We start from the raw sequence: 21,118 nt of genomic DNA, 5'->3' as shown, positions 1-21,118 counted from the left end.
CAAAGCCTATAAACACACTCTGTGCTTATAGGCTTTGTTTAAAATACTTGATTCGTTTTGATATTAAACTACATAGTCAGGCCATTCATTAGGCACTTCACCACTGAATCCCATTTTAGGTAAATTATTTATTTGATCCATATCTTGATCACTTAACTCAAAATCAAAAATATTCATATTATCAATAATTCTTTCTAGAGTATTAGACTTCGGTATTGCTATTGTATTATGTTGTAAACACCATCTTAAACATACCTGAGAGATTGACTTATTATGTTTCTTTGCAATACTGATTAACACCTCATTATTAAACACTTTACCTCTAGCTAATGGTGACCAGGCTTCTATGACAATATTTTTCTTTTCGCAATATGCTTTTAATTCTGGCTGCCAATACCCTGGATGAAATTCTAACTGATTAATAGCAGGGATAACTTTAGCCGTTTCTAATAAAGCCTCTAAGTGCTCTTCCCAAAAGTTACTTACTCCTATTGATTTTATTTTACCTGCAGCTTGTAATTCTTCCATAGCACGCCAAGTATCTGCATTCACTTTTTTCCAATCATCACCGAAGTTTTTATAATTAGCTGGCCAGTGAATTAAATAAAGATCGATATAATCAAGACCTAGTTTCTCTAACGAAATATCAAGTGCCTTTTTAGTCTCTTCATATCCCATATTCTCTCTCCATACTTTTGTAGTCACAAAGATATCTTCTCTAGGAACACCACTCTCTTTTATACCTTGCCCTACTTCTTCTTCATTCTGATATATAGCAGCTGTATCTAGTAAGCGATATCCTTTATCTAAAGCATTTTTTACTGCTAAAACCCCTTCTGTTTTAGTTGCTTTGTAAGTTCCAAATCCGATTGACGGAATTAGATTCCCATCATTAAGTTTTATTTTATTCATCATGTTTTCTTTTAAATAAATTATTCCAAGTGAACTCCTCTAAAGATAATATAAAAAGTCTTTTTTCGGAAAAACAGAAATTAACTTTAGAAGTAAGATAGGTATATCTTTATAGGTCAATTATAAGGTGCCATTCTTATAAATGACGCTGTGAATATTCACTATAAATTACTTCAATTTATATCTCTAGGTAGTTTTAAAAATTGGAATTATGTAAAAGTAAAGTACTGTATTTTTAACCAATTATAAAATGGATATTAAACAGAATTTAATGGATTATTACAAAATACTCCACCACATCTAATGCTAAGACGAATACAAGTTTATTCCTCTGATTTAAATAGAGGGAAGTTAATCAATTGTTCATCAGAAGATTTTATAAATTCCTTTGGGCTAACCCCTGTAAACTCTTTAAACTCCCTTATATAATGAGATTGATCATAATAATCACTCTGATAAGAAAGTGTCGTTAAGTTCTTAAACCTACTCTCTCTTAACAAATCAAGGCTAGACTGAAATCGCATAATTCTTGTAAACAACTTAGGAGACATCCCTATATGTTGTTTTACAAGTCGTTCTAATGTTCTCTCAGAAGTATTTATTTCATCTTGTATTTCTTTTAATGACTTTCCCTTTTGTAATAATAGAGAGATATAATCTACCTTTTTATTCTCAAACCTATTATACTGAATCTGCTCCAATAGAAAAGAAGATAATAAACCTACCTTCTCCTCAATAGTATCTGCGTGTACTAGTTGTTCTAAAAGCGTATTAGGGACAATGTCTTCTAAGGCTATATTCTTATTACTAAACTCAATAGCATCATATTTAAATAACGCCTTTAAAGCTGTAGGTTCTAGATATGCTCCGATTATCCTGAAACTCCCCTCTACACTCTGATCTGTAAACTGACTAAACTGTCCATAGACATAGAGTTGTGGAGCTACTTGATGATATTGATCTAAAAATAAGTTAGGCCTATCTTGATAGATTAAAGTGGGTATACCATCAGGAAGTATCTTAAAAGTTTGTTTTTCTGCCTTATCATTTGAGTTCTCTAATACCCAAAAATAACGGACATAATCTCGTAAGGGCAATATTGGGAGGATCTCTTGATAGTGCATAACTAAATCTTATTATTACATCAAAGATACTATATTTTTAGACCTTTAATTTCTTCTTTTATATCAAAGTAATTTATAAGAATTTTTCACTCTCCGTCAACTCAGGAATATAGATTAAAAAATCATTCCCTTTTACAATTCTTAGTAAAGTCTGATCTCCTATTTTTAGTTTGCCTTGAGAAATTGCTTTTTGCAAAGGCTTAAGATCAAAACAATACCAATCATTAGTAGTCACAACACCTAAGAAAGAACTGTATAATTTAAGATCATCCATAGTTTCAGCTGCAGTCTTTCCTATCAGTATTATGTGTAGAGATGTTCTAAAGTTAGCGTCTTCTATATTAAATACTAGATTACCTATATCATATATCTCCATTAAACTTTCTCCTTTAGGGGTATGAACTGCTCCAAACTTAAAAAGGTTTTTCTTACTTGACCAATGTGGAAGTGCTTCTAGTAATTGATGCTTCATTACTTGTATTCTTAAGTGATGTTTACCTCCTAAATAAATCTCTCTACTTAACTTTATTGCTTCTAGGTGCTCTTGCTCCTTTGAAGATAGTTTAGTATTAAGTAATAGATTACTCTTTTCTATAAAATCTTCTGAAAATAGATAGGTATCCTCTTCTAAAGCTAATTTATTTGATGTATCTAACATGTGAGAAAGAACTTTAGCAGTCTCTTTATTCTTTGTCTGCTCTTTTAAATAAGAGATAATCAACCTATCAGCATCTAAATAAACTTGTTCTAAACCATATGTTCTTATCCCTTTTTCAACAATTTTTTTATAGAGATAGAAGTCCTTTTTTCTCTCTAAAAATGAAAAAGTAGAACTGTACTCCTTAATAAATTGCTCAAGTTTCTTTTGAGATAATGTCTTAATCTTATTTTCGATAATACCATTTGAATAAGGATCTATCTCCTGAAAGTAGATATCAAATTTAACTGCATCAATTACAGCATTGACAAAATAAGGTACCTCATTTGTAAAGTGAGTTTCCCCAATCAATACAGAATTAGCTTTGCTCATTTCCGTTACTAAAGCATGCCAACCTTGTCCTTTAAAAGACTCTTTCTCAGCTTCTATATTAAAAGTTGAATAGTTCTTTAATATAATACTATCCATTAATTGTTCTTGGCTAAAAATAGCATTAGTCAAAAAAAAGCAGACTACTATAAATAAATACTTTCTCATTTATATTCTTATATACTCATAAAGAAAACGTTTTCCTCTTAAACTAACAATAAAAAAACAAAAATATTATTCTAAATTGCTTGGCTTAAATTGACAAGAATATGATAACGATACAACCTTATGATCCTAAATACTTTGATGAACTAACTTCTTATGAATTAGACGAGCAACAAGCTACGTTTGCTCTTGTGCCAAAGTATATGCTGACTAATCCTGATATTATGGAGAATACAATGCGTACTCAATATTGTATCTTATCTGATGATACCCCAGTAGGCCTATTCTCTTTAGACCTATCTGATGATCGTTTGATATATACAGAGAATAAAGATTCTATTTTACTACGCGCATTATCTATCATGCCTAATCAACAGGGCAAAGGAATAGCTAAAGTTACTATGCTTCTATTACCTGACTTAGTAAGAGAATATTATCCTACTGTAAATGAAATAGTCTTTGGGGTTAACTATGAGAACGCTCTCGCTTATAATCTATACTTAAAAACGGGTTATGAAGATTCTGGAAGAACGTATCAAGGCATTAAAGGCCCTCAACACTGTATGACTAAAAGTATATAGCCTTTTAAAAACTATACAGTTCTAGTAGGTCGAGACAACTTTTCATAGCAGTGAGTCCGTAGTGAGTCCGTTATGAGTCCGTACTCACTCCGTTAAATATGCTATTTTAACGGAGTCATTACAGACTTAATGCTGACAGAGTATAAACCTATTTACAATTAGATCCAATCAGAAGTACATAAGCTATAGGATAACTAAAAAAGAGCTAACTTGTTTAATTAATAAGCTAGCCATTATCCCTTTATTGAATACTAAAAAGTAAATTATTTCTTTTAAATTTAATTTAGAACACTAGTCGCCTTAAAAAGTAATTTATAGTTTATTTCTTTCTTTTAAAGGTGATTTTTATTGTCTATTTAGCTAAAAAAAGAAGAGCAATACTCTTCTTTTCTTCTTAATTTTGCTTTCAAACTAAAAGAGAACACATGAAAGTTAAAGACAAAGTAGTCGATATAGAAACCAATGAAGAGTACATTATCAAAGATATTATAGAGAAAAATAAGTTTATACCTGAGGACTTATACAAGCTTATTTCTGTAACTACGAAGAAAGAAATTCAAGTTTTTAAAAGTACTTTTGAAACTAGTTTTAAATAACCTTTTAAAGGTTATTGTCACTTTTATAAACCAAAAAATCCTACAAACGCTATTGTCTGTAGGATTTTTTATGGACTATAAAAACAACCTCAAGTGACTTATTAGATATTAAATCTAATGGTTACTTATTTACTATTAGTAATTTTTCATTTGCTAATACTAATGCCTCTTCTGCAGTAGAGACTACAAAAAGTTCATGCCCCCAATACTTAAAGAAAATCTCTTTAAAGTCTATTGCTACTTGGCGTTTTTCTTCATTAGGTTCTACTTGTATCATGGCTAATACATTATTGCGTAGTTGCTCTCTATTCTTTTTCATCCACAGGTTCATCTTCTTCATGTGATCCTTGTTACTCTTAGTATCCTTTACATCAGGTGCGCTCACCTCATTAATCATAACAAATTTTTTACCTGTTTTTAGTAATGCTTCGTAGTCATTAAAATACTGATCTTGATCATGTCCTTCATTGACAGATTGAATAATTACTTTTACTATAGGGAATTGCTTTGCATCTAATTGACTCATAAAATTTATTTTTTGTAAAGGACTCCTTTTATGGTCAAATGAAAAATGGACATTCAAAAGAAAGAGATGGATTATTCGAAGTACTTTGTTTATTTACTATTTCTTTGTATTAGTTAATAATGATTCTCTTTCTATAATCACCTCTATAATAGTTCCATTATCTCTTATTATAGATATTTCTTGCTTTTTTACTCTAGGTACTGTTGATATTTCACACCATTGATCATCAGTAATGAATGTATAATCTCTATCGTTTATTTTAAGTATTCTATCCCCTTTCTGAAGACCTGCTCTATCTGCAGGACTATTTTTGTACAAACTACTAATATATACTTTATTCTCTTTTAGCATTATACCATAACCATGACCTTCAAAATCAGAAGTTTTTTTGTCTTCCTTTTGAGGGATAAAGTATATACTTTTTCCTTTCCAATCCATAATTACTTTATATTCGGATAATTTACCAACACCAATAGCTCTAGTCCTCAATCCAAAGTCAATGACATTATTTTGAATCTCTAAATTTCCTATTCTAAAGCTTTCTATTGGAATATTATAAAAATGAGGAATCATTACATCACCATAAATCCCTACTGTAGACATCCCACTACCATAAGCATACTTTACATCTGGATCTTTTTCTATAATCTTATTAAATAAGGAATAATCTAATGAGATACTTCCACCATAACCGTAATCAATAGTGTTATTATATACTTTTATTTTCCCTATAAATGACGTAACACTGGGTACTCCTCCATAGCCAATATACATTTTAGACTTAGCTGTATTCTTTGGGATATCTAAGTTTGTAATATTGTCAGTGAATGTTATTTCTTTTTTTTGATAATCAATCTCCCAGATAGCCTTTCTAAATACATTCGCTCCTAAAAAACCGTCAAACTTCATACATTTAAAGTCTACAACTTTATTATGATCTAGAATTACAGCTCCTATATTCATAAAATTAATTCCACCTAAAGTCAATGTATCTAATTTGACATACTCTAACTCTTGTGAATTGATATCAATATCTAATACCTTGACTTTATTAATACTTTTTAAATTAAGCTTTTGAGCTACAGAAGGAATAAACGCAGTAACAGCTCCTGTATCGAATAGCATTGTATACTCCTCTCCGTCTATAATAGGTTTAACTATAATATGTTTTCCTATTGTTTCGAATTTAATAGTTGTTTTAAAATTACTTTCTTGAAGTACAGTACTATTCATTAATCGTGTAATACTTTGTCCATAAGAAAAGTACATCCCTAATAAAAATAGTACAACACAAAAAGAAATGATTCTAATATGAAATTTCATAATAAAGGTAAATAATACAATTTGATATTAATAAGTACTAAACAAACGGTATCCTTGGTCTTTAAATTGTATACTATACACAGATATCTCTTTTAAAATGAATTAATAGGGAAAATATATTTAACAAAAGTCCCTTAAGAAAAGTATTCCTAAGGGACTTTGCATTATACCTTAGCTGCCCAAATCTCAATCTCCAAATCAATCTCTGGAAGTCCTAAAGCTGAGATATAAGCCACAGTCATAGAAGGATTTCCACTTTTAAAGAACTCCTTCCATACACTATCAAAATAATCCCAGTCAATCTCTTTAGTTGCCCAAATATTGACTTTAATAATATTATCTTCTGCTAATTCTTGGCTTTCTAATAAGGCAGCAATATTGCTAAACGTATTGTCTACTTGTTGATTAAAGTCGATTGGTATCACACCATTACTGTCAGTACCTATCTGTCCAGAGAAAGTATAAATAGTCGCATTCTTAGGCACAATAGTTATATGTGAATAATTCCCTACTGGTCTTGATAACGTTGTTGGAGTAATTCTAACTACTTTTTGAATGTCTTGCATAGTTTTATTATTTAATATTCTAGTGCAAAACTAGATTAGGAGTTACAAGTAAAATTGTATAAAACCGACAAGTCTATTTTTCTTTCTTACTAATCCTATATAAACTTAATGACTATTCTTAAACTAGCTATAAAAACCAATAATCCTACACAGATATAAGAGATGCGTTTAGGCATTCTACCAGCTAACCTTGCTGCTAAAGGAGCTGCAAATACCCCTCCTAAAGCTAAGCCTAAGAAGATATACCAATAACCAAATCCCAACTTCGAAAAGAAAACCATAGAAGCAGCAAAAGTTACAAAGAACTCTGCTAAGGATACTGTCCCTACGACATATCTAGTAGGTCTTCCTTTAGTTAGAAGCGTAGAAGTAACTATAGGCCCCCAACCTCCTCCTCCAAAAGCATCAAAGAAACCTCCTGAAAAACCTAGAAAACCAACGTATTTGACTTTCTTTCTGATTACTGAGTTTCTTAGCGCTAAACTAATTAACCTAATAGCAATAATCATTAAGTATAATGCTACAAATGGATAAGCGATATACTCATACTCACTACCAATATAGATCACAAACAACGACCCTAAAATAGCCCCTACTACTCCAGGAATACTCAGCCAAAGCAGTAGTTTTTTATTTACATTTTTAAACTTGTAGTGTGTATATCCAGATACTGCACTAGAAAACATCTCTGCAGTATGAATGCTCCCTGATATAGTGGGAAGACTTAGCCCCATAGCCATCATAGCTGAGGCTGAAGTCATTCCATATCCCAATCCTAATGCACCATCAACCATCTGTGCTAAAAACCCAATAATGAAAACATAGTAAAACTCTGAAGGCATACTCGCTAAGCCAGCTTGAATATCATGAAAGGTAATTACATTAGATAAAGCATATCCCATTACAAAAACTAACACAAGAGTAGTGAGTCTAAAGATTTTAGAAAAAAGTTGTTTCCTCTCATAATTACGATTGGTCATAACAGATGTTACTCGATTTAAACTATTGAGCTTTTCTCTTAGATTTCCTTTGTGACGTGCTCTATACTGATTTAAATGCTCTATACTATCGCTTACATTATCAGGTACTTCTTCTTCTAAATACTCTCTCATTCTACGAGCCAATACCGGTGATTGACCATTAGTAGATATTGCTATTTTCAGTTGTCCTTTGGTTACGATAGACCCAAGATAAAAATCACATAAGTCTGGCTGATCAGCCGCATTGACCAATAATCCCTTACTATTGGCTAAAGCTTTTATTTCTTGATTTAAGGCAGTATTATTCGTCGCTATTACTACTAAGTCCATTTGATACAAATCTTCTATTAGAAAGCTTCTATGCTTCAATATTAGATTAGCATGGGTGGTTTTTAATTCAAAGAATTCAGGTTTAAAATCAATAGAAACAACCGTAATATGAGTTAGTTCATTTTGTTTTAGCAATGTTTTTGTTTTCTCTAAACCAACATTACCTCCTCCTACAATTAAAAAATTGGAATGAGTCGTTTTTAGAAATATTGGGAATAATGTATTTTTCATAATCTATTATATTACAACCCTTTAACTATAAAATCATATACTTAAAGAATAAAAAAAGAGATATAAGTCCCTCAGGACCAATCTGGCAGATTGATCTACAATTTGTTTTACAATGTTTAATAGTGATTAAACTACTCTGAGATAAAGTAGTTCTTATAGTTCCTTAGAACAGGAAAGAAGTAATAAAAATGCAACAGACTTTCATTGAATAATTGTTTTGTGGTGGTAGTTTTAGTTTATTTTTTAAGCAAAGAATTTTCTATACATAAAGTCCCCAAAAGTTTCTTTAGCTAAAGCTTCTTCTTTGTATTGGCTGAATAAATTATCTAAATGCGATAAGATCTTTTCTTCTTTTATCTTTTTCTTATATAGTTGGTTTAATCTAGTACCATATCGGTCACCTCCTAGCATAAGGTTATACTCCTGTGGACCAGTACCTACAAAGCCTATCTCAGCTAAATATGAACGACCACAACCATTAGGACATCCTGTCATTCGAATACTAATCTCTTCTTCACCTAGATTATGTTTAGCTAGTAATGGTTCTACTTTAGAGATTAACTCAGGTAAATAACGCTGTGCCTCAGCTAAAGCTAATGGACAAGTTGGCAATGCCACACATGACATAGAACTCTCTCTTAGTTTTGAATTTCTCAATTCTATTGCGTGTTCCACCAATAACTTCTCTACTAACCATTTGTCTTCTTCTTCAATTTCTCCAAGTATTAAATTCTGATTACAAGTAAATTTAAAATCAGATACGGCTAGTTTAGATAAATTGTACAAGAACTCCTTTTGATAAGTTTGTACTACACCATTTTCAACAAATAAGGTGTAATACCATTTACCATCATGAGCTTGCTGCCATCCATATCTATCATTTCGCTCTGTAAATTCATACGCTCTAGCTGGTTGAAGCTGTACTCCTGCTCTATGTTCTAGTTCTTTAACAAAGTTCTCTACTCCTAATCTGTCAAGAGTATATTTTAGACGAGCAAGCTTTCTGTCTGAACGATTTCCATAATCTCGTTGTATAGTCAATACTTCATAAATCAACTTCATCGTATCTTCTTCATTGTCGGAAAAGCCTATAACAGTAGCAAGTCTTGAATAGGTTTGCTCATTGCCATGTGTTGTAGATAATCCACCTCCTATAGCAATGTTAAATCCGATCAGTTTATCTTCTTCTACGATAGCAATAAGCCCAATATCATTAGCAAATACATCTACATCATTCGTTGGTGGAATTGCAATGGCTATTTTAAATTTCCTTGGAAGGTACTTGTCCTGATATAAAGGATCAGCTTCAATAGATCGATCATAAATCTTTTCGTTATCTATCCATACTTCATAATAAGACTGTGTCTTAGGTAAAAGCATTTTAGATATCTTATCTGCATAATTATGAATTTGCTCAAAAACAGGTGAAACTTGTGGATGAGAACTACAGATTACATTTCTATTGACATCACCACATGCAGCAATAGCATCTAGTTTAGCAAGAAGAAAACCTTGTATTGTATCACTTAATTGGTGCTTTAATAATCCATGTAACTGTATAGTTTGTCTAGTTGTTATCTTTAATACACCTGTACCATATAGTTCTGATATTTCGTGTATAGCCAGCCATTGCTTCGCAGAGATCACTCCTCCAGGTATACGAAGTCTAATCATGAAAGAATACAACTTATCTAATTTCTTTTCTGCTCTCTCTTGTCGTCTATCTCTATCGTCTTGGACATACATCCCATGAAACTTAATTAAAGCTTCATCATCAGGCCTTACATTCCCTGTATAATTATCTTTTAAGCTCTGTGCTAACGTACCTCGTAAACCGTCGCTTTTTTCTTTTATCCCTTCTATAGGAGATAGTTTATCTTGATTCATTTCGTCTTTTTTTAATATACATCTTTTCTATATTGTCCACTTAAAAACATTTCTTCTAAATACTCTTCAGCCGCTTTAAAAGAAGTGTTTTGTTGCTCCATAATGATTTCAACAAGTACACGTTCAACATCTTCACTCATAGGAGACTTCTGCCCACAAACATAAATTATAGCTCCTGATTCTATCCAGTTCCACACTTCACTAGCTCTTTCTCTTAGCCTATCCTGAACATATATTTTATGCTTTTGATCTCTAGAGAAAGCAGTATCTAGGTTTGTTAAAACACCACTTTCTAACCATTGTTGTATTTCTGTCTGATAATAAAAATCACATACAAAGTGCTGTTCTCCAAAGAATAACCAATTGCGTCCTTCTGCTTCACTTGTATCTCTATGTTCAATAAAACCTCTAAATGGTGCAATACCTGTTCCTGGTCCTATCATAATAATATCCTTATCAGAATCAGGTAAATAAAACTCACTATTCCTATGAATATAGAATGAGAGTTCCTGTCCAACCTCTAATTCAGAAAAATAAGAAGAACACAATCCTTGTTTCTTTTCTTCTCCTACCAAGAACTGATCTAAGGCAACAGTTAAATGTACTTCATCCTCATGAGCTAAATTAGAAGACGAAATAGAATAAAGCCTTGGTGCAATTGGCTGTAGAATCGCTTTTATCCCATCTAGTTCTATTGGTTTTCTATTACTATAGGTTTCTAAAAGATCCAATAAGTCAATCTTATCTTCAATAATATCTACTCCTAAATAAGTTGATAATTTATTTATTACACCTTTTGTAAGCCCTGTAATGCTCAATCCCTCTAACTCTTCATATCTACTCTCTTCACCCAATAACTTAGCTATACTTATCATTGTACCTAGCTTATTGGGAGGGTAAACCCCTATGGCATCTCCTGGCTGATAGTCTATAGTTATATCACTGCGAATTTCGAGGTGATAGGTTTGTTTATTAGACTCTCTATCGTTCAATAATACACAGTGACTAACTACCCCTTGATACTCCTTTTTTACATTAAGTTTTTCTACTGTAATCTGTACATTAATGTCTTTATGATTTCCTTCTTCTACAATACTCCCTCTAGATTTCTCTATAGTATCTAAGACTGTTTTAAACCACGTAGCAGTATATTCTTTATAATCTACATCTAACTTTTTTAGAGGTAAAATAGATTGCGCTCCTTGTTGAAGTAATAATTTATCTAGATCTTCTCCTGCTTTACAGAAAAGAGGATAAGAAGAATCTCCTAATGCTAATAAACAATATCTTACGCCACTCAATTCAAGTTTTACTTTAGATAAGGAATCGAAGAATTTCTGAGCAGAAAGAGGTGGTTCTCCTTCACCTTGTGTACTACAAATAAGAATGATAAAATCTTCTTTACTCAAATCTTCAACTTTATATGTAGCTAAGTCTAAACTCTTAGCTTGTAACTTATTCTGTTTGCAAAGCTTTAGAAGTTCTAGTGCTACTTTCTTACTATTTCCTGTTTCACTTCCATAAAGAATAAGAGGCTTCACTGATACTTTTGAACTTTGATTAACAGCAATTGGATTACTTGGCTGTATCTCATTTTGGGCTAACAAGCCTGAGAGGTAACCATTAAACCAGATTAGTTCTTCTCGCGAATAGTTTTCAACCTGCTTCTGTAAACTTGTTATTTTTTGATCAAATTGCATATTGAAACTCTTTTATATGATTATCAAAATAAGAATAGTATTCTCCTTCTTTTATTTCTTCTTTCCAAGCAAATTGCTCATGTAATTCAACTACTTTACCCACAATAAATAAAGTTGGTACATACTCAAAGGCAATCAGCTCTTTTTCCATAATATCTCTAAAAGAATATACAGTTGTCTTCTGATAGATAGTACTTGCCTGTTGAATAATAGCAATTCCTTTCTCTGACGCTATCCCTTGTGATAGCAAGGCTTGTACTAAATACTTCAGCTTTTGCCCACTCATATAGAATACTAGTGTATCCTCTGTCTTTGCCCAATCTCTCCAAGTATCTTGTTCTATACTAATCGTATCAAATAAAGTCAAGAAACGAACTGCACGACTATATCCTCTACTAGTCAAAGGAATAGCACTATAAGCTGCTGCACCTAATGCTGCAGAAATGCCTGGGATAATCTCATATTTTATTCTATTTTCTTTTAATACTCGCAATTCATCAAGAATATTAGAAAATATAGAAACATCTCCTCCCTTTAATCTAAGTACAGTCATTCCTAATTTAGCATACGAAACCATTAACTCATTAATCTCTTGCTGTGGTGTATGTATCCCTTTAGAACACTGTTTACCTACGTAAATAACCTTTGTCGTCTTATTGACATACAGTTCGATAAGCTCAGGCGAGACTAAACGATCTATCAGAATTATATCTGCCGTTTTTAAATACCGAAGTGCCTTCAGACTTATTAACTCAGGATCTCCTGGACCAGCACCTGCTAGTATAACTTTTCCACTATTCATCACAATCAAGAATTAAAATAGCCCCTCTACTGATAAGTAGCGTTCTCCATTATCATAGTTAAATGTCAATATCTTAGCACCATCTTCTATAGAAGGCAATAATTTTGTAATAGCTGCCAATGATGCTCCTGTAGAGATTCCTACTAGTAAACCTTCTTTTTTAGCAACTTCTTTTACTACTTCAAATGCTTCTTCTTTTGAAATCTTTACAACCTTATCTATTAAATTAAAATCTAATATTTCTGGAATAAAGCCTGCCCCAATCCCCTGTATAGTATGTGGTCCAGAAGGTTCTCCACTTAATACAGCAGAAGTATCAGGTTCTACAGCAATCACTTTCAGATTGGGATATTTCTCTTTTAATACTTTAGAAACCCCAGTAATATGCCCTCCTGTTCCGACTCCTGTCACTAAATAATCTAATCCTTCAGGAAAATCTTGAATAATTTCTAATGCAGTTGTTCTACTGTGAATATCTACGTTCACAGGGTTATTAAATTGTCTTGGTGACCATGCATTAGGAATTTCTTGAACTAATTCGGTTGCTTTTTCAATAGCTCCTTTCATTCCTTTTTCTCGTGGAGTTAATTCAAATTTAGCTCCATATATCTCCATCAATTTTCTTCGCTCTACACTCATTGACTCGGGCATAACTAAAATAACATCATATCCCTTAACAGCTCCTACCAGAGCAAGTCCTATTCCTGTATTTCCAGATGTTGGTTCTATAATAACACTTCCTGGTTTTAACAAACCTTGCTTCTCAGCATCTTCTATCATTGCCAAGGCAATACGATCTTTAATACTTCCTCCTGGATTTGTTTTTTCAAGCTTTATCCAAGTTTGTTTTGATCCTGGAAAGAATCTATTTAATCCTATAATTGGAGTATTTCCAATTGTTCCTAAAATACTTTCTACTTTCATTTTATATTCTCTTTGGTTTTTAATTTGGTTACTTTATTATTATTTCATTTATTCTTATGCGATATTGACTATCTAATTCTACATTGGAATTAGCTTCAATAGAGCTTGGTATATGAAGATTTGGTCCTATCCTTGATCCTTTACCAATCGTTATGGCTTTTCCTGTAATAGAAACTCTTTCTCGTATTACAACATTATCTTCAATCACAATAGATTCCTTTAAACACAAATCTAATATCTGTCTATGTTCTCCTAAGATTACTCCTTGGTGTATTCTTACATTATTTCCTATAACTACTGTACTCCCTATCACAACTCCTAAACCATTGATAAGTATTAATTGTTTACCTATTTTTGCAAATGGACTAATATCTATTCCCGTAAGACGGTATCCATATCGATTAGCTATCTGAGGCAAAACAGTTATCCCTAGATCAATAAATACCTGTGAGACCCTATAGAGATACATCGCTAAAAAACCTGAGTTAAAAGCTATTATTTCTGATTTAGACTGAACAGACTTATCATAACTCATATATCCCTCTAAATCAGACTCTAATAATTTATACAACGTTTCTACTTGATTAAAAAACAGTTGTGCTTTAAGACCTGCTTTATCTTTAGTAATAACTCTTTGTAATACCACTTCCAGTTCAAGACACAAAGTCTGTTCTTCAGCTAAAAAACAAGCAAACGATTCATAGTTATAATTGGTAAACAACCAATTATAGAATCGATCTAACCAAGTTTCAAATAGCTCTTTATTAGGTACTCTATTCTTTATTGTCTTGTTATATATGTAGTCCCTCATACTTGTAAAAAGTAGTTTACAAGAACATTAAAGCCCCTACAGTATTATAAGAGGTCTCGTCTACTAGAATAGCATTCCCTGTTTTAGAATTTTCTACAAAAGGATCATAGTTTAATGCTTGATTGGTTTGTAGGCTAACTTGTGCGATATCGTTTAAGCTCACCTCTTCACCTATGTTAAACTCAAGAGTATTTATATCCCACTTTCTATCTATCGATTTGATTTTAACTCGAACACTGTGAAAACGATGTTGTAAAATATACGTTTTACCTAATTGCAGATCTTCTGTATCTAACCAACTTATCCAAGAAGTAAGCTTATTCGTTGCTAAAGGTGCTTTTTGTTCTTCTAAATAAATTGTATCTCCCCTGCTAATATCCAGATCTGCATCAAAATGCATTACAACATTATCACCTGCTATAACATTAGATACATCTCTAAGATTCTTCTCTAACTTTGTGATAGTTGTAGAAATATTACTTGGAAGTATTCTTACCCTATCTCCTACTTTATATTGACCACTTAATACTAAGCCTGCATACCCTCTATAATCTAAATACTCCTTCGTCTGAGGTCTAATAATAAATTGTACTTGAAAACGAGCTTCATTTCTCAATTGGCTTTCTATATGAATGGTCTCTAAGACCTCTAACAAGGTTTTACCCGTATACCAAGGAGTTAGTGATGAAGACTTTACAATATTATCTCCTTGTAGAGCACTAATAGGGATATAAACAACTTCTGTAAAGGTTAATTGACTTCTTAATACTTCAAAGTCTGACTTAATCTCCTCATAAATACCTTCGTTATAGTCTACTAAATCAATTTTATTGATTGCTACAACGACTTTTTTAATTCCCATCAGAGAAGCGATTGAAGCATGACGTTTGGTCTGTTCTGTAATTCCTTTTCTGATATCAATTAATAGGATAATCAAATCGGATACAGATGCCGCAGTAATCATATTTTTAGTATACTGCTGATGTCCAGGAGAATCTGCTATAATAAACTTTCTATTAACTGTAGAAAAGTATTTATATGCTACATCTATTGTAATACCTTGTTCACGTTCTGCTCTTAATCCATCAGTAATTAAAGCTAGGTCAATCGTTTCTTCTCCTATATCTGATTTACTTGCTAAAACGCCTAAATGATCTGTTGAGATACTATTAGAATCATACAGTAATCTACCAATTAAAGTACTTTTCCCATCATCTACATTCCCTGCTGTTATAAATTTTAATGTTTCCATTTTACTTTATTTACTACAATTAAAAATATCCTTTCTTCTTTCTGTCTTCCATAGCTGATTCAGATAATAAATCATCTAATCTAGTCTGTCCTCTCTCGCTTATTCTTGAGTTTTTTATATCCTCAATAATATCGTCTACTGTTATAGCATTAGAAGCTATTGCTGCTGTACAAGTCATATCTCCTACAGTGCGATAACGCACAGATGATTTGACTACTTTTTCTCCTTCAACAGCTGGAGTAAAACTAGAAAGAGCTATTAATTTATCATTGTACTCAATACATTCACGTTCATGAGCAAAGTACAATCCTGGCAATTCAATATCATTTGCTTTAATATAATTCCAGATATCTAGCTCTGTCCAATTACTAATAGGAAATACTCTGGTATTATGCCCTGTCTGCATATTCCCATTGACAATATCCCAAAGCTCAGGTCTTTGGAGCTTAGGATCCCATTGACCAAAATCGTCTCTTAGAGAAAATATCCTTTCTTTTGCCCTAGCTTTTTCCTCATCTCTTCTTGCCCCACCTATGCATGCATCAAATTCATGCTCTTGAATAGTATCTAATAAAGTATAAGCTTGTAGTGAGTTTCTAGAAGGAAAACGACCTTGTGTTTCCTTTAATTTGTACTTTCTAATACTATCTTCTACACTTCCTACTATTAGTTTTTCTCCTATTTGGTCCACTAACTTATCCCTAAATGCAATAGCCTCAGGAAAATTATGTCCTGTATCAATATGGACTAATGGAAAAGGAAATTTACCTGGTCTAAATGCTTTTAGTGCCAGGTGAACCAAGACAATAGAGTCTTTTCCTCCAGAGAACAACAAGGCTGGTTTCTCAAATTGAGCAGCTGTTTCTCTCAAAATATAAATTGCCTCTTGTTCTAAAGTTTCTAAATAATTGTTTTCTATCATATCTGTTAATACTATTTATTCTATTGTTTTAAGTGTAATCCACATTCTTTTTTTGAAGCATCTTCCCACCACCATCTTCCTGCCCTAAAATCTTCTCCTTCTCTTATCGCTCTTGTACATGGGCTACAACCAATACTGATATAACCTTGCTTATGTAGTGGATTATAGGGAATCTGATTTTGCTCTATAAACGCTGTTACTTCCTCTGTAGACCAAGATAGCAGAGGATGAAACTTGATAATTTGATTGTGTTCATCCCATTCAAAAGGAGTCAAGCTTTGTCTATTAGGAGAATGTTCTGCTCTTAAACCTGTAATCCATATTTCTTGATTCTTTAAGGCTTTCTGCAGAGGTAATACCTTTCGAATAGTACAACACTCTTTTCTCAATTCTACAGATTTGTAGAAACTATCTGGTCCATTCTTATTGACAAACTCTGCTATAAGACTACTCTCTGGAAAATAGGCTGTAATATTAATTTTATACTTTGCTAAAGTGAGACTCCATGTATCGTAAGTCTGATCGAAGAGTCTCCCTGTATCTAGTGTAAAAAAAGAAACCTCTTTTTCATCTTTTAAAAGATGGGTGATAACTTGGTCTTCATAACTGAAACTTGTTGAAAACGTTATTGATTCAAAATGTTCTTTTAAATACTTCATCTGTTCTTTAAAGGACAAGGCTTCTAACCCACCCTCAAGCAGTTTTTCATATTGATTTTTTAAACTCATATTATTCTTTTTTTCAATAAACTATAATCTCTATCATTTTAGTAGTCTTTAGGTGTAAATTTTTTTAATCTCCGTCTATAAAGCGTTGAAGCGTAGCTTCTGACATGCTCTTTCTTGTCTTATCTCTAATCTCCATAAACTGTTTTCTCAGATAACAACTTACTTCATCTTCACAGTCATCACATGGTTCATAGTAGTTTATAGATACACATGGTGTCAATGCAATAGGCCCATCAAATATTCTATACAAATCAGCTACTGATACCTCCTTAGGATCTTTAATTAAATAATACCCTCCAGCTAGTCCTTTTTTACTATTTACTAACTTTACTCTCTTAAGCTCTAGTAATATTTGCTCTAGAAACTTCTTCGGTATATTTTCTTTTTCTGCTATAGTAGCTATAGTTAAGTGCCCATTTTGATATACTCTTGCTAGACACACCATTGCTTTTAAGGCATACTTACATCGTTTTGATAACATAGTATAAATGCATAAAAAAAGCCCCTTATCGTTAAATAAGGAGCTTCTATATATTGATTTAATTTAAATACAACGTACGAATAGACTACTCCTCTTTTGAAAAGCATTTACACATACACATTACCATATTTAAATTATTTATTCTCATTTTTTGATTTTTTATTCTTGTACAAATGAAAGGATTATATTTTAATGCGCAAACATTTTTTTATAATTTTTTAAATAATAGCTGAATAATATCTCTCTTTGATTTGAATAAAAACTTCAAACATAAGACCTAACAGACTAAGTACCAACATTTATAACTTAAAATAATAAAATTGTAATAATTATAAATACTAATTATGATTATTGATGATAACCTTTAATTTTCTTGTTTAGAGCAATACTAAACAAGCTACAAAATGTGAATAAATAGAAATAATCATCAAATTTATAACTTGCACTCTTTTAAATTAGATAATAAATAAAGCAAAAATCCCAATTATTACAATTGGGATTTTCTAGAAGACTAATAACTGATATCACGAAGACATCTTACTTTAATCAGGAAAAGTTAGAATAATAACATTGTTACAAAGCCTCCAAAACTATTTTCATTTACTTTTAAAGGACCATAGAAATCTATATTAGCAGCAGCTCCAAAACTAAACTCTTTATAGCTCAGACCTACTCGCCCTTGGATATAACTTCGAGAATGTCCTTTCCACTCTGTTGCATATCCATATAATCCCTGTGCTCTTGTATAAAGTTTAAAAGTATCATTAAGCTTAGGAGTATATTCTACTAAGGCCATTCCTTCATAAGCAGGCTTTGACATAATATCTACTCTTCCATTAAGAACAATAGCCCAATCCTTTTTAACCCAACTATATAATAATCCAGCTGCAGGTTTAACTCCAAACTCTGGATCATAGTGAAACCCAGCAGTTATATCTAATCCTTTCATTACGGTATAGGTTAACTGTCCTTGAATCATCCTATCCTTTACATCTGGCTCTCCCCACTCTCCTACATAATTTACGACACTAAAGAAACCTACTTTAGGTAAACTCTGAAACTTCTTGTTAAGGAGCATATTAAAGGTAACTCCTCTACTTCCTATTAATGTCTCTACATTAATAGGCGGGTTAACTACTACACTGTCTTTATTAACCACTTCATCTTGTTGTTGAGCAACAATTGAAACACTGTAAAACAAACTACTTAAGATAAGCAACATCTTACAAATAGATCGGAATCTCATGTTTTTGATTTAAAATTTAGTTGTAAACCTAAGCTCAATACTTTACTTTTGCAAGTAGTAACACTTTTGTATAGTAATACCATAAATTACTGTATTACTCATAGCCAATCACTTATGACGAAAAATAAAATAGAAAAAGTTGAACACAAATGTACCCTACACGATGTTTTAGAAATAGTTGGGGGAAAATGGTCTATTCCTATCATATTTACACTCTTTGATGGGACTAAACGATTTAGTGAATTAGAAAGAGAAATTCCCAATATTAATACACGAATGTTAGTCAAGGAACTAAAAAAATTACAACAGACAAATATCATCACTAGAGATGCTCTCCCTACTGTTCCTCCTACGGTAAATTATACCTTGACACATAAGGGACAAATGCTAGAACCTATTCTACGAGCATTCTTAAAATGGGGAGAAGAGTTTATTGATAAATAAGCACAAAATAACCTCCTTAATAACATCAATATAGAATCAATTATCTTTGTTTAAAATATACGATATATGCAAGTATCAAAAGACCCATTACACGGAAAGAAACTAGTCGATATTCTAGAAGAATTAGTAGAATACTATAACGGATTCGAGGAATTAGGCAATCAGATTAATATCAGATGCTTCACTCATGACCCTAGCATTAACTCTTCTTTAAAATTCTTACGAAAAACACCTTGGGCAAGAGATAAAGTCGAAAGCCTTTACTTATATGTTCTACGTCAAAAAGCAAAACAACAAAAATCTGAAGAATAAATCCTATTTTATTTCTGTTTTTCAATATAGTTTAATTAAATACCAAAGGTTAGCTTGTAAGAGCTAACCTTTGATATTTAAAAGTATCTAAAAACTAATTACGTAGTATTTTTTTCTCTTTTTACGCAGAAGATAATCGTATTGATATTTAACATAAGGCTTTATTTTATAACCTTCTTCTATTAATCGACTCTGAACAGTATCAGAAAGATTATCTATCAGCAATGATTTCTGACCTTTACTAGCGCTATGGTGCAATTTCTCAATAATATCATTGTATTGTTCTAATGTAACATTAAAAGCAATTTCTTTTAGTGTTTCTGGGGTAATTGGTTTATTCATATTTTAAATTGTGAGGATAAGGTGAAATGAGATAAGAGATTTTTTTATAAATCTCTTATATTATAGACTAAATGAATATCTTAACTTAATACCGATATAATAGTCTTTTAAGTTTATGTCTTTATACTTTTCTTGTGTCCATATACTGTGATATTCTAGTGGATTATCATAATTGCTTACATGGCTAATTGGTGTATCTATTCTCTTATTATCTTTAACTAAATTAGTTAATCCTAAATCTAGAAAGACACCTACATATAAGTTTTGTTTATTTCCTAGTTCTTGCTTCACTCCTGTTTCTAACAGCCACGAATACCTTGTAGAAAGGTCTAAATTTCTCTTTTGAGTCTGATTCCCAAATGCTCCAAACCCCATATAATGTGGTCCGTGAAGTTCTGCATCCCAATCTTTATAATACCCTGATGTATGCAAATCATTCATTGTTATTTTACTCTTACTATCCCCTGTTATAATACCTATACTTACTCCAGAACGTATATACCACTTCACTATCCCTTTAGTTTCATATTGTATGGTTAATGGGATTTGAAAGGTATTAAAAGACACGCTTTCTTTTCTATATTTACTATTGTATCTAAATTCATAATCATGATTTTCTATATCTATAACAGACCAATTCTCTTTAACGTTTCGCTGTATAAAATCAAGTTTACTATACTTATAGTTTATTTCTGCTCCCAAGCTCCACTGTGAATTTAAATAATAGCGATACCCTACTCCTATTTGATACCCTAATGATGTATTTGTATCATAATCGTTGTCTGTTTTTAAACTATTTGTAAAGTATCCTCCTATAGAAAAGTCTACCTCTTGTGCAAAGCTTGTTGTACAACTTAGTACAACAAGCATAAATCCATATATATTTTTTCTTTTCACTTTACTTTT

Annotated in this window: 23 protein-coding genes; 4 read left to right on the top strand and 19 right to left on the bottom strand. The window is 31.9% G+C overall.

Annotated features, from left to right (window positions below; all coding sequences use genetic code 11):
• Positions 1 to 63: 63 nt before the first annotated feature.
• From MODO_RS06020 to MODO_RS06010, 3 genes are all read right to left on the bottom strand, one after another.
• On the bottom strand, positions 64 to 912 hold the full coding sequence (locus MODO_RS06020; RefSeq protein ID WP_006263629.1) for an aldo/keto reductase: 849 nt from the start codon (positions 910 to 912) through the stop codon (positions 64 to 66).
• 323 nt (positions 913 to 1,235) lie between these two features.
• Entirely contained in the window at positions 1,236 to 2,036 is an 801-nt protein-coding gene (locus tag MODO_RS06015; protein ID WP_059050939.1) for a helix-turn-helix domain-containing protein, read from the bottom strand.
• A gap of 73 nt (positions 2,037 to 2,109) precedes the next feature.
• Positions 2,110 to 3,231: a hypothetical protein gene (locus tag MODO_RS06010; protein ID WP_006263631.1), complete on the bottom strand. Its 1,122-nt coding sequence runs from the start codon at positions 3,229 to 3,231 to the stop codon at positions 2,110 to 2,112.
• A gap of 101 nt (positions 3,232 to 3,332) precedes the next feature.
• On the opposite strand from MODO_RS06010, the gene MODO_RS06005 reads away from it, so the two are divergent.
• Both MODO_RS06005 and MODO_RS19450 read left to right on the top strand, forming a co-directional pair.
• The gene (locus MODO_RS06005; protein ID WP_006260375.1) at positions 3,333 to 3,809 is read left to right on the top strand and encodes a GNAT family N-acetyltransferase; all 477 of its coding nucleotides are present in this window, start codon (positions 3,333 to 3,335) and stop codon (positions 3,807 to 3,809) included.
• Positions 3,810 to 4,234: 425 nt separating this feature from the next.
• Entirely contained in the window at positions 4,235 to 4,405 is a 171-nt protein-coding gene (locus MODO_RS19450; RefSeq protein ID WP_006260376.1) for a hypothetical protein, read from the top strand.
• 121 nt (positions 4,406 to 4,526) lie between these two features.
• On the opposite strand, the gene MODO_RS06000 is transcribed toward MODO_RS19450, so the two are convergent.
• The 14 genes from MODO_RS06000 to MODO_RS05935 all read right to left on the bottom strand — a co-directional run bounded on the left by MODO_RS06000 (position 4,527) and on the right by MODO_RS05935 (position 19,114).
• Positions 4,527 to 4,931, bottom strand: coding sequence for a hypothetical protein (locus MODO_RS06000; protein ID WP_006260377.1), 405 nt, complete (start codon positions 4,929 to 4,931; stop codon positions 4,527 to 4,529).
• A gap of 96 nt (positions 4,932 to 5,027) precedes the next feature.
• Complete coding sequence (locus tag MODO_RS05995) at positions 5,028 to 6,254, bottom strand: aspartyl protease family protein (RefSeq protein WP_081316888.1); 1,227 nt, start codon at positions 6,252 to 6,254, stop codon at positions 5,028 to 5,030.
• A gap of 164 nt (positions 6,255 to 6,418) precedes the next feature.
• Positions 6,419 to 6,820, bottom strand: a complete 402-nt coding sequence (locus MODO_RS05990; RefSeq protein WP_059050934.1) for a RidA family protein — start codon at positions 6,818 to 6,820, stop codon at positions 6,419 to 6,421.
• Between the two features lie 95 nt (positions 6,821 to 6,915).
• The gene (locus MODO_RS05985; protein ID WP_059050933.1) at positions 6,916 to 8,361 is read right to left on the bottom strand and encodes a TSUP family transporter; all 1,446 of its coding nucleotides are present in this window, start codon (positions 8,359 to 8,361) and stop codon (positions 6,916 to 6,918) included.
• A 243-nt stretch (positions 8,362 to 8,604) separates the two neighbouring features.
• Positions 8,605 to 10,248: an NADPH-dependent assimilatory sulfite reductase hemoprotein subunit gene (locus MODO_RS05980; RefSeq protein ID WP_059050930.1), complete on the bottom strand. Its 1,644-nt coding sequence runs from the start codon at positions 10,246 to 10,248 to the stop codon at positions 8,605 to 8,607.
• A gap of 11 nt (positions 10,249 to 10,259) precedes the next feature.
• Positions 10,260 to 11,948, bottom strand: coding sequence for a diflavin oxidoreductase (locus MODO_RS05975; RefSeq protein ID WP_059050928.1), 1,689 nt, complete (start codon positions 11,946 to 11,948; stop codon positions 10,260 to 10,262).
• Positions 11,938 to 12,750, bottom strand: coding sequence for a uroporphyrinogen-III C-methyltransferase (cobA, locus tag MODO_RS05970; protein ID WP_006260382.1), 813 nt, complete (start codon positions 12,748 to 12,750; stop codon positions 11,938 to 11,940). Before cobA ends, MODO_RS05975 begins: the two co-directional genes overlap by 11 nt.
• A gap of 12 nt (positions 12,751 to 12,762) precedes the next feature.
• Entirely contained in the window at positions 12,763 to 13,674 is a 912-nt protein-coding gene (cysK, locus tag MODO_RS05965) for a cysteine synthase A (protein ID WP_006260383.1), read from the bottom strand.
• Positions 13,675 to 13,702: 28 nt separating this feature from the next.
• Positions 13,703 to 14,485: a serine O-acetyltransferase gene (locus MODO_RS05960; RefSeq protein ID WP_006260384.1), complete on the bottom strand. Its 783-nt coding sequence runs from the start codon at positions 14,483 to 14,485 to the stop codon at positions 13,703 to 13,705.
• Between the two features lie 16 nt (positions 14,486 to 14,501).
• Positions 14,502 to 15,737, bottom strand: a complete 1,236-nt coding sequence (locus MODO_RS05955; RefSeq protein WP_006260385.1) for a sulfate adenylyltransferase subunit 1 — start codon at positions 15,735 to 15,737, stop codon at positions 14,502 to 14,504.
• A gap of 19 nt (positions 15,738 to 15,756) precedes the next feature.
• The gene (gene cysD / locus MODO_RS05950) at positions 15,757 to 16,659 is read right to left on the bottom strand and encodes a sulfate adenylyltransferase subunit CysD (RefSeq protein WP_006260386.1); all 903 of its coding nucleotides are present in this window, start codon (positions 16,657 to 16,659) and stop codon (positions 15,757 to 15,759) included.
• Between the two features lie 20 nt (positions 16,660 to 16,679).
• Positions 16,680 to 17,387 carry a phosphoadenylyl-sulfate reductase gene (locus MODO_RS05945; protein ID WP_006260387.1) on the bottom strand — a complete coding sequence of 236 codons (708 nt, stop codon included), beginning with the start codon at positions 17,385 to 17,387 and terminating at the stop codon, positions 16,680 to 16,682.
• Positions 17,388 to 17,451: 64 nt separating this feature from the next.
• Positions 17,452 to 17,868 (bottom strand): RrF2 family transcriptional regulator, encoded by a 417-nt coding sequence (locus tag MODO_RS05940; protein WP_073144814.1) that lies wholly within the window; start codon positions 17,866 to 17,868, stop codon positions 17,452 to 17,454.
• A 556-nt stretch (positions 17,869 to 18,424) separates the two neighbouring features.
• Complete coding sequence (locus tag MODO_RS05935; RefSeq protein WP_006260389.1) at positions 18,425 to 19,114, bottom strand: hypothetical protein; 690 nt, start codon at positions 19,112 to 19,114, stop codon at positions 18,425 to 18,427.
• A 114-nt stretch (positions 19,115 to 19,228) separates the two neighbouring features.
• Here MODO_RS05935 and MODO_RS05930 point away from each other — a divergent pair, with 114 nt between their 5' ends.
• The gene (locus MODO_RS05930; RefSeq protein WP_006260390.1) at positions 19,229 to 19,558 is read left to right on the top strand and encodes a winged helix-turn-helix transcriptional regulator; all 330 of its coding nucleotides are present in this window, start codon (positions 19,229 to 19,231) and stop codon (positions 19,556 to 19,558) included.
• Between the two features lie 66 nt (positions 19,559 to 19,624).
• Positions 19,625 to 19,870 (top strand): VF530 family protein, encoded by a 246-nt coding sequence (locus MODO_RS05925; protein WP_006260391.1) that lies wholly within the window; start codon positions 19,625 to 19,627, stop codon positions 19,868 to 19,870.
• An 87-nt stretch (positions 19,871 to 19,957) separates the two neighbouring features.
• Here MODO_RS05925 and MODO_RS05920 read toward each other — a convergent pair whose 3' ends face one another.
• Entirely contained in the window at positions 19,958 to 20,212 is a 255-nt protein-coding gene (locus tag MODO_RS05920) for a hypothetical protein (protein WP_006260392.1), read from the bottom strand.
• 60 nt (positions 20,213 to 20,272) lie between these two features.
• Positions 20,273 to 21,109, bottom strand: a complete 837-nt coding sequence (locus MODO_RS05915; RefSeq protein ID WP_230486190.1) for a porin family protein — start codon at positions 21,107 to 21,109, stop codon at positions 20,273 to 20,275.
• Between the last annotated feature and the right edge of the window lie 9 nt (positions 21,110 to 21,118).

It is taken from the genome of Myroides odoratimimus (genome assembly GCF_001485415.1).
GTDB lineage: Bacteria > Bacteroidota > Bacteroidia > Flavobacteriales > Flavobacteriaceae > Flavobacterium > Flavobacterium odoratimimum.
Note: the sequence above shows the minus strand (reverse complement) of the source record. Positions and strands in the feature narration are given on the sequence as shown.